Source organism: Aeromonas dhakensis (assembly GCF_000820305.1).
GTDB lineage: Bacteria > Pseudomonadota > Gammaproteobacteria > Enterobacterales > Aeromonadaceae > Aeromonas > Aeromonas dhakensis.
The window spans coordinates 20,364-37,382 of the sequence record NZ_CDBH01000072.1 but is presented as its reverse complement, the minus strand read 5'-3'; the positions used below and the strand labels follow the sequence as shown (position 1 = coordinate 37,382).

General features: G+C 62.6%; 12 protein-coding genes. 6 read left to right on the top strand and 6 right to left on the bottom strand.

Annotation, left to right across the window (positions count from 1 at the left end; genetic code table 11):
* Positions 1 to 368 precede the first annotated feature (368 nt).
* The gene (locus BN1143_RS21275; protein ID WP_042052135.1) at positions 369 to 2,390 is read right to left on the bottom strand and encodes an NADPH-dependent 2,4-dienoyl-CoA reductase; all 2,022 of its coding nucleotides are present in this window, start codon (positions 2,388 to 2,390) and stop codon (positions 369 to 371) included.
* 310 nt (positions 2,391 to 2,700) lie between these two features.
* On the opposite strand from BN1143_RS21275, the gene sppA reads away from it, so the two are divergent.
* On the top strand, positions 2,701 to 4,545 hold the full coding sequence (sppA, locus tag BN1143_RS21270) for a signal peptide peptidase SppA (RefSeq protein WP_042052133.1): 1,845 nt from the start codon (positions 2,701 to 2,703) through the stop codon (positions 4,543 to 4,545).
* A gap of 60 nt (positions 4,546 to 4,605) precedes the next feature.
* Here the strand turns inward: sppA and BN1143_RS21265 are convergent, their stop codons facing one another.
* Both BN1143_RS21265 and BN1143_RS21260 read right to left on the bottom strand, forming a co-directional pair.
* Complete coding sequence (locus BN1143_RS21265) at positions 4,606 to 5,163, bottom strand: NUDIX domain-containing protein (protein WP_042052132.1); 558 nt, start codon at positions 5,161 to 5,163, stop codon at positions 4,606 to 4,608.
* A 6-nt stretch (positions 5,164 to 5,169) separates the two neighbouring features.
* Complete coding sequence (locus BN1143_RS21260) at positions 5,170 to 5,970, bottom strand: DUF2989 domain-containing protein (protein ID WP_017766725.1); 801 nt, start codon at positions 5,968 to 5,970, stop codon at positions 5,170 to 5,172.
* A gap of 210 nt (positions 5,971 to 6,180) precedes the next feature.
* On the opposite strand from BN1143_RS21260, the gene BN1143_RS21255 reads away from it, so the two are divergent.
* Together BN1143_RS21255 and BN1143_RS21250 are read left to right on the top strand one after the other, a co-directional pair.
* Positions 6,181 to 7,611 (top strand): glyceraldehyde-3-phosphate dehydrogenase, encoded by a 1,431-nt coding sequence (locus tag BN1143_RS21255; protein WP_017766724.1) that lies wholly within the window; start codon positions 6,181 to 6,183, stop codon positions 7,609 to 7,611.
* A 40-nt stretch (positions 7,612 to 7,651) separates the two neighbouring features.
* Positions 7,652 to 7,945 (top strand): YeaC family protein, encoded by a 294-nt coding sequence (locus tag BN1143_RS21250; protein WP_010633068.1) that lies wholly within the window; start codon positions 7,652 to 7,654, stop codon positions 7,943 to 7,945.
* Positions 7,946 to 8,317: 372 nt separating this feature from the next.
* On the opposite strand, the gene ansA is transcribed toward BN1143_RS21250, so the two are convergent.
* Entirely contained in the window at positions 8,318 to 9,325 is a 1,008-nt protein-coding gene (gene ansA / locus BN1143_RS21245; RefSeq protein WP_005297986.1) for an asparaginase, read from the bottom strand.
* Between the two features lie 513 nt (positions 9,326 to 9,838).
* Here ansA and gltS point away from each other — a divergent pair.
* On the top strand, positions 9,839 to 11,038 hold the full coding sequence (gene gltS, locus BN1143_RS21240) for a sodium/glutamate symporter (RefSeq protein ID WP_017780300.1): 1,200 nt from the start codon (positions 9,839 to 9,841) through the stop codon (positions 11,036 to 11,038).
* A gap of 185 nt (positions 11,039 to 11,223) precedes the next feature.
* Here the strand turns inward: gltS and BN1143_RS21235 are convergent, their stop codons facing one another.
* Positions 11,224 to 13,095 (bottom strand): methyl-accepting chemotaxis protein, encoded by a 1,872-nt coding sequence (locus BN1143_RS21235; protein WP_017780299.1) that lies wholly within the window; start codon positions 13,093 to 13,095, stop codon positions 11,224 to 11,226.
* A gap of 254 nt (positions 13,096 to 13,349) precedes the next feature.
* Here BN1143_RS21235 and prfB point away from each other — a divergent pair.
* Both prfB and lysS read left to right on the top strand, forming a co-directional pair.
* A protein-coding gene (gene prfB, locus BN1143_RS21230; RefSeq protein ID WP_099358782.1) for a peptide chain release factor 2 occupies positions 13,350 to 14,448 on the top strand; the annotation gives its coding sequence in 2 pieces (ribosomal slippage) (positions 13,350 to 13,424 and positions 13,426 to 14,448; 1,098 coding nt in all).
* A gap of 24 nt (positions 14,449 to 14,472) precedes the next feature.
* Positions 14,473 to 16,008: a lysine--tRNA ligase gene (gene lysS, locus BN1143_RS21225; protein WP_005297982.1), complete on the top strand. Its 1,536-nt coding sequence runs from the start codon at positions 14,473 to 14,475 to the stop codon at positions 16,006 to 16,008.
* A gap of 114 nt (positions 16,009 to 16,122) precedes the next feature.
* Here the strand turns inward: lysS and BN1143_RS21220 are convergent, their stop codons facing one another.
* Positions 16,123 to 16,929: a PhzF family phenazine biosynthesis protein gene (locus BN1143_RS21220; RefSeq protein ID WP_042052129.1), complete on the bottom strand. Its 807-nt coding sequence runs from the start codon at positions 16,927 to 16,929 to the stop codon at positions 16,123 to 16,125.
* Positions 16,930 to 17,019 lie beyond the last annotated feature (90 nt).

Below are 17,019 nucleotides of genomic sequence, written 5' to 3'. Positions count from 1 at the left end.
TGCCGGCTGGATCCGCCAACGCCGGTGAGCAATACAGCATCACCGCCAATGCGACTGAGCCAACACGAGGAGCAGGGTTGCAGACTGGGTTTATGGGTGTTGCCGGGCACATGGTAATGTCCTTATTGCCTTGTCCGGGAGAGGGGATTGGTCGACACGTTCAGGCCAATGGTGGCACCAAGGGGGCATATCTGGCTTGCTGAGCCTGCCCCCGTCTGGCGGTACATCCCTCATGACGCCAGACAGGTATTTGTTGACCCTATGTTAATTTCAGTCAAGCCACAAGCGCCGGTTCTGCCAGAGCAAGGAGATTTCCTATGCAAAGAGGGGCTTGTCGCCCCTCTCGCTTTCCCGTGCCTGAACCTCTTCTAGATGAGGGCCGCCAGCTCGGCCCCCTGGCGGATGGCGCGCTTGGCATCCAGCTCGGCGGCCACGTCGGCGCCGCCGATGATGTGTACCGGCTTGCCCGCCGCCTGCAGACCGGCCTGCAGCTCCTTGAGCGGCTCCTGGCCGGCGCAGATGATCACCTGATCCACCGGCAGGCACAGCTGCTGGTCGCCCACCCGGATGTGAAGCCCCTCGTCGTCGATGCGCAGATACTGCACGCCGGAGAGCATCTCCACCTTGCGGTTCTTCAAGACGGTGCGGTGGATCCAGCCAGTGGTCTTGCCCAGGCCATCGCCCACCTTGCTCTCCTTGCGCTGGAGCAGCCAGATCTGGCGCTCGGGGGCGTCGATCACCGGGGTCGTCAGACCGCCGCGCTCGCCGAGCTGCTTGTCGATGCCCCACTCCTTGAGCCAGTGATCCCGGCTCTGGCCCCCATCCACCCGTTTTTCCACCAGATATTCGGCCACGTCGAAGCCGATGCCGCCGGCGCCGATCACCGCCACCTTCTCGCCCACCGGCTTGTGATCCCGCAGCACGTCCAGGTAACTCAGCACCTTGGGATGCTCGATACCCGGAATGTTGGGGGTGCGCGGGCGGATACCGGTGGCGAGGATCACCTCGTCAAAGCCGCCGCCAAGCAAGCTCTCGGCACTCTGGCGCTGGCCCAGATAGAGCTCGACGCCGCACTTTTCCAGCCGCTTGGCAAAGTAGCGCAGGGTTTCGTGAAACTCCTCCTTGCCCGGGATCTGCTTGGCAAAGTTGAACTGACCGCCGATTTCGCTGGCCTGATCGAACAGGCTCACCTGATGGCCACGCTCGGCGGCGTAGCAGGCAAACGCCAGCCCGGCGGGGCCGGCCCCCACTACCGCCAGCTTCTTGGGCTGGGGCACCCGGCCGAAGTTGAGTTCGGTCTCGAAGCAGGCGCGCGGATTGACCAGGCAGGAGGCCCGCTTCTGCTTGAAGATGTGGTCGAGGCAGGCTTGGTTGCAGGCGATGCAGGTGTTGATCTCGTCCGCCCGGTTCTCGGCGGCCTTGATGACGAATTCGGGGTCGGCCAGGAAGGGGCGCGCCATGGAGACCATATCCGCCTCGCCGCCCGCCAGAATGCGCTCGGCCACCTCTGGGGTGTTGATGCGGTTGGTGGTAATAAGCGGCACCTTGAGGTGTTTTTTCAGCTCGGCGGTCACCCAACTGAAGGCGCCGCGCGGCACGCTGGTGGCGATGGTGGGAATGCGCGCCTCGTGCCAGCCGATGCCAGTGTTGATGAGAGTGACCCCCACCTGCTCCAGCGCCTTGCCGAGCGCAATCACCTCTTCCAGCGTCGAGCCCTGCTCTACCAGATCCAGCATGGAGAGGCGGAAGATGATGATGAAATCCGGCCCGACCCGCTCGCGGATGGCGCGGACAATCTCCACCGGGAAGCGCATGCGGTTTTCGCTGCTACCACCCCAGCCGTCGGTGCGCTTGTTGGTGCGCTCGCAGATGAACTGGTTGATGAGGTAGCCTTCCGAGCCCATCACCTCGACCCCGTCGTAGCCCGCGCTCCTGGCCAGTTGCGCGGTGGAGGCGAAGTCGCGGATGGTGCCGCGGATCTGCCGTTCGCTCATGGCGCGCGGCTTGAACGGAGAGATGGGGGCCTTGAGGGCACTCGGCGCCAGGCTGAACGGATGATAGGCGTAGCGGCCGGCATGGAGGATCTGCAGCGCTATCTTGCCCCCCTCCTGATGCACCGCACTGGTCACCTTCTTGTGCTTGGCCACCTGCCAGGGAAAGCTCAGCTGGGAGCCGTGGGGCACCAGTCGGCCACGCAGGTTGGGGGCGATGCCGCCGGTCACGATGAGGCCGACCCCGCCCCGGGCCCGCTCGCCATAGAAGGCGGCCAGCTTGTCAAAGCCCCCCTTCTCCTCTTCGAGGCCGGTGTGCATGGATCCCATCAACACGCGGTTGCGCAGCTGGGTAAAGCCCAGATCGAGGGGGGTCAGCAGGGTCGGGTAACGGCTCATCATGAACTCCTTGTCGGGGCCGGGCTGGATGGCACCACGCCCATCCCCCGCCGTCCGGACTCAGGCCTGGAACAAGGCGGCAGCATGGGTGGGCGGCTCACAGGGCCTCCAGTTAATTTTTTGTTATCAAACCGAGGCTAGAGTAAAGAATCAAAAATGCTTTTTCAAACAAATGTTTGGACAATTTTTCGGCGAACAGACGTGTTCCGAACTCACCGGCTCCGATCCTCTCCAAGCGGAAATGGCATTTCACCGGCCAACTGGTTAATAATGGCGCTTCCCTCCCCATTAACAGGGCGATAACGCGACTATGTCTATTTTCAAAGGTCTGGGTTGGCTGTTTCGCAGCCTGTGGCGCCTGCTCAATTTCACCCGGCTGATGCTGGTCAATCTGCTGTTTCTCGTCGTGGTCTTGATCATCGTCTTCAGCGTCAGCCAGAAAGAGGCCCCCAGCGCCCCCATCGAAGGGGCCCTCACCCTCAATCTCTCCGGCGTACTGGTGGAACAGCGCTCGCAAACCGATCCCACGGTGCAGCTGCTGCGCCAGGTGGACAACAGCGACGAGCTGCCCAGCGAGATCGTTCTCTCCGATCTGCTGTGGGCCATCAAGAACGCCAAGGATGACGATCGCATCAAGGCGCTGGTGATCAAGCCCCAGGGGCTGCAGGGCACCAGCTTCTCCAAACTGCAGGAGGTGGCGAACGCCATCGATGCATTCAAGGAGAGCGGCAAGCCGGTCATCGCCATGGCCGACTTCTACACTCAGGGCCAGTACCTGCTGGCCGCCCACGCCGATCACGTGCTGCTCAACCAGAGCGGCGCCGTGGTGATCGAGGGGCTCGGCGTCTACCAGACCTACTACAAGTCGGCGCTGGAGAAGCTCAACATCACCCCGCACGTGTTCAAGGTCGGCACCTACAAGTCTTTCGTCGAACCCTATACCCGTGACGAGATGTCTCCCGAGAGCAAGGAAGCGAACCAGCGCTGGCTGGATCAGCTGTGGCAATCCTATGTGGCCGACGTGGCCGAGCAGCGTGAAATCGAACCGGACGCCGTGGCGCCAGGCAAGGATCGCTTCCTCGAGCTGCTGCGCAAGGCCGGCGGCAACGCGGCCAACTACGCCCTCGACAACGGTCTGGTGGACCAGCTGGCGACCCGCGACGAGATGACCCAGGCGGTGATCAAGGAAGTGGGCGAGAGCGATGACCACGGCTGGAAGGGGGTTGGCCTGAAAGAATACCTGGCCGCCATTCCGAACCAGTATCCCCAGAGCGGCAAGGATGAGGTGGGCCTCATCGTCGCCAGCGGCGCCATCATGGATGGTGTCCAGCCTGCCGGCACCATCGGCGGTGACAGCCTCTCCGATCTGCTGGCCGATGCCCGCCGCGACGACAAGGTGAAGGCCGTGGTGCTGCGGGTTGACAGCCCCGGCGGCAGCGCCTTCGCCGCCGAGCAGATCCGCGCCGAGCTGCTGGCCCTCAAGCAGGCCGGCAAGCCGGTGGTGATCTCCATGGGCAGCTACGCCGCCTCCGGTGGCTACTGGATCTCCGCCGATGCGGACAAGATCTTCGCCTCCCCCACCACCCTCACCGGCTCCATCGGGGTGTTCGGCATGTTCGCCACCATCGACAAGGCGCTCTCCCAGTACGGAGTGCACACCGACGGCGTCGGCACCACCGACTATGTCGGCGTCGGCCTGACCCGTGCCCTGCCGGAACACGTCGGCCAGGCGATCCAGTTGAACGTGGAGGATACCTACCAGCGCTTCGTCGGTCTGGTGAGCAAGGGCCGTGGCCTGAGCCCGGAAGAGACCGAGAAAGCGGCCGAGGGCCGGGTCTGGACCGGCCAGGACGCCAAGGCACTGGGCCTGGTGGACGAGTTTGGCGATCAGGAGGCGGCCATCAAGGCGGCAGCCGAGCTGGCCAACCTCAAGGAGTGGCAGGTCGCCCCCATCGAGCAGGAAGAGTCGGCCAAAGACAAGTTCCTGCGCCAGCTGTTCGACAGCAGCGCCCAGGTGCTGGCTTCGCACCTGCAGAGCTGGCTGCCGGCCGGCCTTGGCAAGGCGCTGGTGGAGGTGAACCGCAGCCTGGACCCGCTGACCCGCTTCAACGATCCGCAGGGCACCTACGCCCTCTGCCCGGTCTGCACGCCCTGATCGGCAACCAACGCAAAAAAACCGCCAATCGGCGGTTTTTTTATGGTGCAGTGAAAGTGCTCAGCCCAGCAGGCCGGCACCGTGCCAGTGCTGCAGTTCGGCCAGCACCCGGGTCTCCCGCGCCGTCCACTGGGGGCAGGAGCCCGCCAGCTGGGTCTTGTTGGTCTGCAGCGCCTCGGCCAGCTCGAACCAGCCCGGCGTGAAGCCGAGCCTGATCTCGTAGGGCTGGGGCCGCGGCTCGCTCCAGTTCTCCCCCACCTGACAGAGGTAGTAGAAGGAACGGATACAGTAGGCGTCGTAGTCGGTCTCGCGGGCCGGACGGTACTCCCGCGTCTGCCCGAGCAGGGCGCCGACCGCCACCAGCTCGGCGCCACACTCTTCGCGCAGCTCGCGGGCCAGGGCCGTGTTGTGGCACTCCCCGTGCTCGATGCCGCCACCGGGAAACATGAGATCGCCGTTGACACTGGAGTGCACCAGCAGCAGCTGGTCGCCACGCAGCACGATGGCCCGGACTGTGACCCGCTCCAGCTGGCGGCCATCCGTATTGACCCGGCCGTGGGTGAGCCGGATGTCGAAGGGGTGCGGCCAGTCGCTGGCCAGAGGTTCAATGTGGTTCATCAGGACTCAGGGACGATAGGTTCCGCTTTTCAGCTGTTCGACCAGGATGGCGGCCTGGCTGTCCAGACCCTCCTGCTGTTGTTTGCTCAGGGAGTGGTAGAGGCTGAAACGGCTGGCCGACACCTCGGCGGCGTTCTGGAACGACTCGCTCACCTTGCCCCACAGATAGGCCTGCCCGTACTCCTTCTGGCCCATGTAGAGGGTGCTGAGGGAAGTGAGGATGCGGCCGTTCACCTGATCCCCTTCCCGGTAGAGAGAGAGGGCGTGCTGCATCAGCGCGATGGCCTTTTGCGGCTCGCGCTTGGCATAGATGCCCCCGAGCGCCAGCTGCAGTTCGGGCTCCTCCAGCGCGGGCTGCCCCTCCAGCGCCAGAAACTGCTGGCGGGCCAGCTCGTTGGTGTTGTTGGTCCAGTGCCAGAGCAGCAGATAGGGATCCTTGGCGTTGCGGGTGGCGGCATCGAGCTGGGCCAGCTGGTCGCCGGCCGCCAGCATCCCCTCCACCCGCGGGCTCTTCTGCTCGCGGGCATTCTTGTACTCGATGTTGGTGGAGCGTTCGGCACATTTGAGGTAGCGCTCCAGGTTGCGCATCAGCTCATACTTGCGCCGATCCGTCCCCTCCTCCTTGAGATAGAAGCGGCTGCGAATGATGTCGGTACGCTCGTAGCGGCACCAGCCATCGTCTACCAGATCCTGACAGAGCTCGGGATGGTTGCTGCAAATATTGTGGATCCGGTCGTCATTGCAGCCCGCAACGGCAAGGCCGACGGAAAGCATGATGAAGGTCTGTCGCAGGGGCAAATTGGCCATGGCTCACATCTTGTTGAAAACGCAGGTTGATAACAACGGGAGCCTCGAGCGGCCACCTACGGCTAGCAAACCGGTTACATATCCATTACAATGCGCGCGCCGTATAAGGCCGCGACTGCAGAATAATATAACGAAATATACACCCCTACACTGATCTGCATTCGACGAATTTCTATTTGCCCCAACAACGTGAAATAAAGGATCTGGTTAATGACCCACGAGCACTATCTGCAGGCGTGGCAGGAGAGCCAGGAGCTCGCCGAAGCCATGCAACCCCTGATCGGTCGCCTCTACCGTCAGCAAGGGATCGAGATCACCATCTTCGGACGCCCGCTGCAAAACGCCTCCACCATCGATATCCTCAAGGCCCACCGGGTCGTTCGCCGCCACCAGGGAGCCCCCCTCCCGATCCAACAGAGCTTTCCCCTGCTGCAAGCCATCCTGGCCCTGAACCCGACCGCCGCCGAGATCGATCTGGGCAAGCTGGCCGTGGGTTACTGGCAGGATCACCAGGATGACGCCGGCATCGACGACTACCTGCGTGCCAAGCTGGCACCGGCCCTGGGTCGCGGCGTACCGGCTCCGACCGACGTGGTGCTGTACGGCTTCGGCCGCATCGGCCGTCTGCTGGCCCGGTTGCTGATCGAGCGCACCGGCGCCGCCAACTCCCTGCGGCTGCGTGCCATCGTGGTGCGTGGCGGTCGCGACGGGGATCTGGAGAAGCGTGCCAGCCTGCTGCGCCGTGACTCGGTACACGGCCCCTTCAACGGCTCCATCGAAGTGGATGTGGAACGCAGCGCCATCATCGCCAATGGCACCTTCATCCAGGTTATCTATGCGAACAGCCCGGCCGACATCGACTACACCGCCTACGGCATTCACGATGCGCTGATCGTCGACAACACCGGCGTCTGGCGTGACGAGGCGGGTCTGTCCGAGCACCTCAAGGCGCGCGGCGCCGCCCGGGTGCTGCTGACCGCTCCCGGCAAGGGGGAGATGAAGAACGTGGTGTTCGGGGTCAACCACGAGGTAATAGGCCCGGATGACAAGATCATCTCCGCCGCCTCCTGCACCACCAACGCCATCACCCCTGTGCTCAAGGTGATGCAGGACAAGTACGGTATCCGCCACGGTCACGTGGAGACGGTCCACTCCTACACCAACGACCAGAACCTCATCGACAACTATCACAAGGGCGAGCGACGCGGTCGCAGCGCGGCCCTCAACATGGTGATGACCAGCACCGGCGCCGCCAAGGCGGTGGCCAAGGCGCTGCCCGAGCTCAAGGGCAAGCTGACCGGCAACGCCATCCGGGTGCCTACACCCAACGTGTCGCTAGCCATCATCAACCTTTCGCTGGAACAGACCACCGATCGGGAGAGCCTCAACGCCTATCTGCAGCAGATGGCGCTGAGCTCCGCCCTGCATCGCCAGATAGACTTCAGCGCCAGCACCGAGCTGGTCTCCTCCGACATGGTGGGCTCCCGCTTTGCGGGCATCGTCGACTCCCAGGCCACCATCGCCGAGGGGGATCACTGCGTGCTCTACGTATGGTATGACAACGAGTTCGGGTACAGTTGTCAGGTAGTGCGGGTGATGGAGCAGATGGCTGGCGCAGTTCGCCAGGATCTGCCGGTCTGATCCCGATTCGTCATGGCTCAATGTGCAAGGAGAAGGCCGGATGTCGTTTCAACAAGGTGAGTTTTTGCAAGCAATCAGGCAGATGCCCGCAGAGGTGTACGAACGCCTCAAGACGGCGGTCGAGCTCGGCAAGTGGCCCGATGGCAAACCGCTCACCGACGAACAGAAGGCCACGTCGTTGCAGGCGGTAATGGCCTGGCAGGCGATGCACCTTGAGAACCCTGAGCACATGAACATCGGCCGTGACGGCGAGATCGTGATGAAGAGCAAGAGCGAGCTCAAGCGTCAGTATCGCGACGAGGAAGAGATAGTGCGGGTCGACCTCAGCCACTGAGGTAGGCCGCACGTCACCTATCGCGGTAACGGAACGAAAGAGGGGAGCCATTATGGCTCCCCTCTTTTTTATCTCTGCAGAGTGATACCCCTCATCCCCGGCCCTTCTCCCGCCAGGGGAGAAGGGAGCAGGCTCGCAGCTGCGAACCGTAAGCGGGCCACCTGCCGGCGATCTTCATGGCAAACCTCGCCACCTCGATCTATCCCCTATCCCCCCATGGTAGGGAGGTCAGAAGCTGTTCACAACCTGTCGCGAGAAGACGTCAACAAGGTGAAGAGCAGCGCAGGAACCGGAGTGTATACGCATACATGAGGATTCCGAGCAGCACATGAGCCTTGATCACGGCTTCGCAGTAAGGTCGTGGACAGTTTCTCAGGGGGTCAGCTCACCCCGCAGGGACTGCTGCATCAGCTCGCGGATGCGCGGCGCCGGCAGATCCTGGCTCAGCAGGAAGTGCAGCTTGGTCAGCGCCGCCTCGGCGGTCATGTCGAAGCCCGAGATGACCCCGGCCCGCGACAGGGCGTTGCCGGTGGCATAGCCCCCCATGTTGACCTTGCCGTGCAGACACTGGCTCAGGTTGACGATGATGACGCCACGGGCCGATGCCTCGGAGAGCAGCGCCAGCATGGCCGGATTCTGCGGCGCATTGCCCACCCCGAACGAGAGCAGGATCAGCGCCCGCACCGGCTGCTGCAGGATGTTCGCAATCACCTCGGCCGAGATGCCGGGATAGAGGGTCACCACACCGATGGGCTGGGGGGTGATGTCGTGCAGCACCAACGGCCGCTCGGACGGCACGCCCAGCTCGCCTGCCTCCAGCGAGATGGCGATGCCGGCATTGAGCAGCGGCGGGTAGTTGGGCGAATCGAAGGCGTGGAAGCCGTCGGCGTGCACCTTCTTGCTGCGGTTGCCGCGATAGAGCTGGTTGTTGAAGAACAGCGTCACCTCGTGGATCGGGTAGTTGGCCGCGATGTAGAGGGCGTTGAGCAGGTTCTGCTGACCATCGGAGCGCAGCTCCGCCAGCGGGATCTGGGAGCCGGTGATGATCACCGGCTTGTGCAGATCCTCGAGCATGAAGGAGAGCGCCGAGGCGGTGAACGACATGGTGTCGGTGCCGTGCAGGATGACGAAACCGTCGTATTTCTCGTAGTTGTCACGAATGTCCTCGGCGATGCGCTGCCAGTCCGCCGGCGTCATGTCGGAAGAGTCGATGAGGGGCGCATATTCGTGAATATGGTAATCCGGCATCTCGGGACGATGGAACTCGGGCATCCGCGCCAGACAGTCTTCCATGAAGCCCGCCATCGGCACATAGCCGTGGTCGGAACGCTGCATCCCTATGGTGCCGCCTGTGTAGGCGATATAGATGGACTTCTTCACACCCTCTCCTCTTTGATGGGCACAACAGCCGCGAATCGTGGCTCAAACGGGACGAAACGGTGGCATCGACTGCCTGCCGCATTCGCCATGGGCCGAAAGCCCGCACATGATAGCGCGCCAGGCCGCAGGCTCACATCCCACCAGTGCCGTCCGCGGGCCAAAAACCGCCGAATTATAGGGACTGGCGCCCCAAATGACAGCCAGGAAATAGCCCTCACCCCGGCTTGCACCGCAACTAACCCGATAGTGTTAAATTTCACAACAAACACAATGAGCGACCATTTATCTGACAAATGTGGATATAAGTGGTGTTTTTTGCTACTATCCGCTCGATTTTTCATAAATCTCATCTGGATGCCTGATCAATTCAGGCCCGCACCGGTCCCATTCTTACGTGGGGCGGGGGCATGTCGCCCCTTCTTTGTTGGCACCTGAGCCACACTGTTTTTATCCCGGCTGAATCTGTGAGTCTGCATCAACGAAAGACACAGCCAATCAACATGGGAGTACTGAATGCTACAACTTGATTCCTACGCCACCCTGGTCGCAGCCACCCTGGTGTTGCTGCTCGGTCGTCTGCTGGTGACCCGAGTCGGGCTGCTGCGCACCTTCAACATCCCCAAACCGGTTGCCGGCGGCCTGGTGGTTGCCCTGGTGCTGCTGCTGCTGCGCGCCACCCTGCAGATGGAGCTGCAGTTCGATACCAGCCTGCAAACCCCGCTGATGCTGGCGTTCTTCGCCTCCATCGGTCTCTCCGCCGATCTCGCCAGTCTCAAGCGCGGCGGCAAGGCGGTGCTCACCTTCCTGCTGGTGGTCACCGGCCTGCTGCTGGTGCAGAACAGCCTGGGGGTGGGTCTGGCCACCCTGCTCGGTCTGGATCCCCACATGGGACTGCTGGCCGGCTCCATCACCCTCTCCGGTGGCCACGGTACCGGGGCGGCCTGGGGTGCCACCTTCACCGAGAAGTACGGGGTGCAATCCGCCGCCGAGCTTGCCATCGCCTGTGCCACCTTCGGCCTGGTGCTGGGGGGCCTGATCGGTGGTCCGGTGGCCCGCTATCTGGTGAAGAAGGTGCAGGTGCCCGGCGAGGAGCACAACCGGGACGACGCGCCGCAAGGCTTCGAGATGCCGGACATGGAGCGCCCGCTCACCACCTTCAGCCTGATCGAGACCCTGGCGCTGATCGCCATCAGCCTGAAGGGGGGCGAGATGCTCTCCGCCTACCTCAAGGGCGGCGCCTTCGAGCTGCCGGTGTTCGTCTGCGTGCTGTTCGTCGGCGTGCTGCTGCGCAACGTGCTGACCCTGCTCAACTGGCACGAGGTGAGCGACCGCGAAGTCTCCCTGCTCGGCAACGTCAGTCTGTCGCTGTTCCTGGCGATGGCGCTGATGAGCCTGCGACTGTGGGATCTGGCCAACCTGGCGCTGCCCATCTTCATCCTGCTGGCGGCCCAGACCGTGGCCATGGCGCTCTACGCCATCTTCGTCACCTTCCGGGTGATGGGCCGCAACTATGATGCGGCCGTGCTGGCAGCGGGCCACTGCGGCTTTGGTCTGGGGGCCACCCCCACCGCCATCGCCAACATGCAAGCCATCACCCAGCGCTTCGGTCCCTCCCACCTGGCGTTTCTGGTAGTGCCCATGGTGGGCGCCTTCTTCATCGACATCATCAACGCCATGGTGATCAAGCTGTTCCTGGCACTGCCCTTCCTGTAATTCATTTCCCGTCAGACGTATATGAACAGAGCCCACCCCCTGGTGGGCTCTGCCATTTCTGCTCGCCAGCTTCTCTGCACCACTTCCTTCATGGATAGCCGTGGCGAGACCCATAAACAAAAAGCCCCGCACTCGGCAGAGTGCGGGGCTTGGTCATGGCGGCCGTGTTCGCCGCGTTCAAGCACTTACAGGATAAAGGTCGAGACCTGCTTGTTCAGGTCGGTGGCCCGCCCCTTGAGACTCTCGGCCTGATCCAGATCGCGCATGGCGGCGGCGGTGATCTCGTCACTCACATCCTTGATGGCGGTGGTATTCTGGGTGATCTCGCCGGTCACCTGGGTCTGCTCCTCGGCGGCCGTGGCGATCTGGCCCGCCATGTCGGAGATGAGGCTGACTGCCTGGGTGATCTCTTCGAGCGCAGCGGCAGCGGCATCGGCGTCTTTCACGCTGTTGTCCGCCAGCCCCTGACTGGTCTGCATCAGGCTCACCGCACGGGCCGTGGTCTGCTGCAGGGTCTCGATGGTGGACTGGATCTCCTGGGTTGAGTCCTGGGTGCGGCGCGACAGCACCCGCACCTCATCCGCCACCACCGCGAAACCGCGACCCTGTTCACCGGCGCGGGCCGCTTCGATGGCCGCGTTCAGCGCCAGCAGGTTGGTCTGCTCGGCGATGCCCTGAATGGTGGAGAGGATGCCGGAGATGGCCTGGGCGTGGCGGCTCAGCTCGCCGATCACCTCGGTCGCCTGCCCCACTTCCTCGGCCAGACCGTTGATGGACTGACGGGTCTGGTTCACCAACATCTTGCCCTGCTCACTGCTCTGGGCGGACTGCTGGGCCGCGGCGGCGGTGTTCTCGGCGTTGCCGGCGATCTCCATGGTGGCGCTCGCCATCTCGGTAACCGCGGTGGCGACCATGGTCACCTCCTGCTGCTGGCGCTGCAACTCGTCCACGGCGGCCTGGTTGGTCACCAGACTGCGCTCGGCATCGGCGTTCAGCTCGTTGGCCAGCTGACGGATGTTGCCGATCAGCTGGTGCTGGCTGCCGACGAAGCGGTTGAAGCTGTTGGCCAGCTGACCCACCTCGTCGTTGGTGTCGATCTTGATGCGCTGGGTCAGATCGCCGTTACCGTCGGCGATGCGGGCCAGGGCCTGGGAGACCTTGCCAAGGGGCCCCAACAGCAGGCTGACCAGCCAGGAGATGGCGAGGATGCTGCCTACCAGCACCAGCAGGGCCAGGCCGAGCTGGGTCATCAGCAGGGAAGAGAGCGGCGCCTCCAGGGTCTCCTTGTCCAGCACCAGCACCAGCTCCCAGTCGGTGTCTGGGATATCCACCGCCCACAGCAGCTTGTCGCGCCCTTCGCCGTCGAAGTAGGCCGGCACCAGGCTGTTGCTGGTCTTGCTCTGTTCGATCAGGGCATTGGTCAGATCGTTGTCGATCTCGGTGGCCGGTTTCATCGCCTTGGCCGCGTCCTTGTAGGCGATGACGGTGCCGTCCTTGTGCATCATGATGGCGAAACCGTCGGCCGGCAGCTTCATCTTGGTGACGTCTTCCACCAGGGAGGCGATGGAGAGGTCGCCGCCGACCACGCCGCCCTGCGCCGGCTGGGCCAGGGTCACCACCATGATGTTGTAGGCCACGTCAAGGTAAGGCTTGGTGACGATCATGCCACCCTTGCCCATCGCCTCCTGATACCAGCCGCGGGAGCGGGGATCGTAGCCGTCACGATTGATGGAGGGATCGGAGTCGTTCATCTTGCCGCTGCTCTCGCCAAAGTAGGTGAGCTGGAAGCGGCCGGAGACTTGCGCCTGTTGCAGGGCGTTGAGGGGTTCGGCACCGGCCTTGTTGCCGAGCGCCTGAATGACGTCGCGACGGGCCGCGAGCCAGTCACTGACGCTGGCGGCCTGCTGGTTGCCGAGGCGTTGCACCTGTTCCTGACTGCCTTGCAGCAACAGGGACTTCTGGCTGGTATAGCTCTGCCAGGAGAGCAGCAGGATCACCAGCGAGAGGGCGATGACCACTGACAACAGTATCTTCTGCTTGAGTGATAGATTTTTCATCATGCGTTCTTCTTATGGAGGTCAGGAACAGGATTTCCCAAAAAGTGCACAGCACTGCGTAGTTATTAACGACCCGTCGGCACAAAACTGAACCGGAAAATGGGGCGGTGGGCGATATTTTCCACCGAGTTGGGGAAAACTGCACCAGAAATTGACTACCGGGCACGCACAAGGACAGCCGACCCTGTTTATTCCTTCCACAATTGGCTAGAATATCCCGTTTTTAAATCACATCGACCCCGAGAGTTTTCACGATGTTTGAAGTCAATCCTGTATTAAACAAGCTTAAGGAGCTGTCTGAGAGGACCGAGCTGCTTAGGGGGTACCTTTGACTATGACGCCAAGAAAGAGCGTCTAGAAGAGGTCAACGCCGAGCTGGAACAGCCGGACGTCTGGAATGAACCCGAGCGCGCACAGGCGCTGGGCAAGGAGCGCGTCGCGCTGGAAAACGTGGTCGGCACCATCGACACCCTGACCCAGGGTGCTGACGACGTGGCCATGCTGGTCGAGCTGGCCGTGGAAGGCGAAGACGAAGATACCTTCAATGAAGCCGTGGCCGAAGCCGACGTGCTGGAGTCCAAGCTGGTGGATCTCGAGTTCCGCCGCATGTTCTCCGGTCAGCACGATCCCTCCGACTGCTACATCGACATCCAGTCCGGCTCCGGTGGTACCGAGGCCCAGGACTGGGCCAACATGGTGCTGCGCATGTACCTGCGCTGGGGCGATGCCCACGGCTACAAGCCCGAGCTGATTGAATGCTCCGAAGGCGACGTGGCCGGCATCAAGTCCGCCACCATCAAGTTCACCGGTGAGTACGCCTTCGGCTGGCTGCGCACCGAGACCGGCGTGCACCGCCTGGTGCGCAAATCGCCGTTCGATTCCGGCGGTCGTCGCCACACCTCGTTCTGCTCCGTGTTCGTCTACCCAGAGATCGACGATGACATCGACATCGAGATCAACCCGGCCGACCTGCGCATCGACGTCTACCGAGCCTCCGGCGCCGGTGGTCAGCACGTCAACCGGACCGAATCCGCGGTACGTATTACCCACATTCCCACTGGGGTCGTGGTACAGTGCCAGAACGATCGTTCCCAGCACAAAAACAAAGATCAGTGTATGAAGCAGCTGAAGGCCAAGCTCTATGAGCTGGAAATTCAGAAGCAGAATGCCGAGAAGCAAGCCCTCGAAGAGACCAAGTCCGACATCGGCTGGGGCAGCCAGATCCGTTCCTATGTGCTGGATGATGCGCGCATCAAGGATCTACGTACCGGCGTCGAAACCCGCAATACCCAGGCGGTACTCGACGGCGATCTGGACAAGTTTATCGAAGCTAGCCTGAAGTCAGGCCTGTAAAAAAACAGAACAGCAGGAATCACCATGTCTGAACAAACCACCACTCCGGAAGTCGACCAAACTCTCGAACTGAACAACGAGATGCAGGAGCGTCGTTCCAAGCTGGCCGCCTTGCGCGCCCAGGGCAACCCCTTCCCCAACGACTTCCGTCGTGACCACCTCTCCGGCGATCTGCACGCCGAGTTTGGCGACAAGAGCGCCGACGAGCTGGCCGCACTGGGTAAACGGGTGAAGATTGCCGGTCGCATCATGACCCGCCGGATCATGGGCAAGGCGTCTTTCGCCACCCTGCAGGACATGGCAGGCAAGATCCAGGTCTACGTCACCCGTGACGACCTGCCGGAAGGCTTCTACAACGAGCAGTTCAAGAAGTGGGATCTGGGCGATATCGTGGGTGTCGAAGGTACCCTGTTCCGCACCAACACAGGCGAACTCTCCGTTCACGTCTCCGACATTCGCCTGCTGACCAAGGCCCTGCGCCCGCTGCCCGAGAAGCACAAAGGTCTGACCGACCAGGAAGCCCGCTGCCGTCAGCGTTACCTGGATCTGATCGCCAACGAAGAGTCCCGCAAGACCTTCGTGACCCGTACCAAGGTCGTGGCCGGTATCCGCAAGTTCCTGAATGACAAGCGCTTCATGGAAGTGGAAACCCCCATGATGCAGGTCATCCCGGGTGGCGCTTCTGCCCGTCCGTTCATCACCCACCACAATGCGCTGGACATCGACATGTACCTGCGTATCGCTCCGGAACTCTATCTGAAGCGTCTGGTGGTCGGTGGCTTCGAGCGTGTCTATGAGATCAACCGCAACTTCCGTAACGAAGGTATCTCCGTTCGCCATAACCCCGAGTTCACCATGCTCGAGTTCTATATGGCCTACGCCGACTACATCGATCTGATGGATCTTACCGAAGAGATGCTGCGCACCCTGGCGCAGGACATCCTGGGCGACACCAAGATCCGTTACGCCAAAGAGGGCGAAGAGGGCCTGACCATCGATTTCGGTCAGCCGTTCCAGCGCCTCTCCATGGTTGACTCCATCCTCAAGTACAACCCGGATGTGACCCGCGACGATCTGGCGACCCTGGAGAAGGCCACCGCCGTCGCCAAGCGCCTGCACATCGAGCTGATGAAGAGCTGGGAACTGGGCCACGTGATCACCGCGATCTTCGAAGAGACCGTGGAGCACATGCTGCTGCAACCGACCTTCATCACCGAGTACCCGGCCGCCGTTTCTCCGCTGGCCCGTCGCAACGACCAGAACCCGGACGTCACCGACCGCTTCGAATTCTTCATCGGCGGCCGCGAGCTGGCCAACGGCTTCTCCGAGCTGAACGATGCGGAAGATCAGGCCGAGCGCTTCCAGGCTCAGGTTGACCAGAAAGCCGCCGGTGATGACGAAGCCATGTTCTACGACGCCGACTTCGTCACCGCGCTGGAACACGGTCTGCCGCCGACTGCCGGTCAGGGTATCGGTATCGACCGTCTGGTGATGCTGTTCACCAACAGCCACACCATCCGCGACGTCATCCTGTTCCCGGCTCTGCGTCCGCAGAAGTAAGGCCGTGGTAGAACGCTGCCGTCCATGACAATCAAAACGCCCCGCCACTGCGGGGCGTTTTTTATGGTGGACACAAACCGCTGGCGAACACTCAAGCCACCGTTAGTCTCGCGCTTATGAGGCAGGTGGCAGCAGCCACTCCCCCTGCCACAGGGTGACGGCCTGACCGGCCATCAGCACCCGATCTCCCTTCAATTCAAGCCGCAGCTCACCGCCCCTGGCCGAGATCTGGCGGGCCCGCAGTTGCTGTTTGCCGAGCCGTTCGGCCCAGAAGGGCACCAGGGCGCAGTGGTTGGAGCCAGTCACCGGATCCTCATCCACCCCGACCCAGGGGGCGAAGTAGCGGGAGACGAAGTCATGGTCCGGATCGCGCGAAGGCGCAGTCACCATCAGGCCGCGCCCTGGCTGCGCGCGCAGGGCCTGAAAATCTGGGCTGAGCGCGCGGACCTCCTCCTCGCAGGCCAGCTCCAGCAAGAACTTGGCACCGGCCGCCAGGGTTTGCAGCGGCTGACAACCGACCGCCGCCGCATAGGCTGGATCCAGCTCGAGCGGCGCCGGGGCAATGCGCGGGAAATCGAGCCAGATCCACGCCCCTTCGCACCGGGCCAGCAGCTCGCCGCTGCGGGTCTCGAAGCCAATGACCTCCTCCTCTGCCACCGCTCCCGTCTGCCACAGCACGTGGGCCGCCGCCAGGGTGCCGTGACCGCAGAGATCCACTTCCAGCTCGGGGGTGAACCAGCGCAGCTGGTAGCGGGCCCGGCCCAAAGGCACCAGAAAGGCGGTCTCCGACTGGTTGAACTCGGCCGCCATGGCCAGCAGGGTGGCATCCGGCTGACTCGGCCCCAGCGCCACCACCGCCGGGTTGCCGCCAAAGGGGTGCCGGCTGAAGGCATTGACATGAAACAAGCTGATGATCGACATTCACGCTTCCTGTGTGGGTAATACGGGCTCATTCATCGCCCTTTATACCATGAGAACCCTGTCGACCTGAGTCGCCTTGCCACCCTCTCC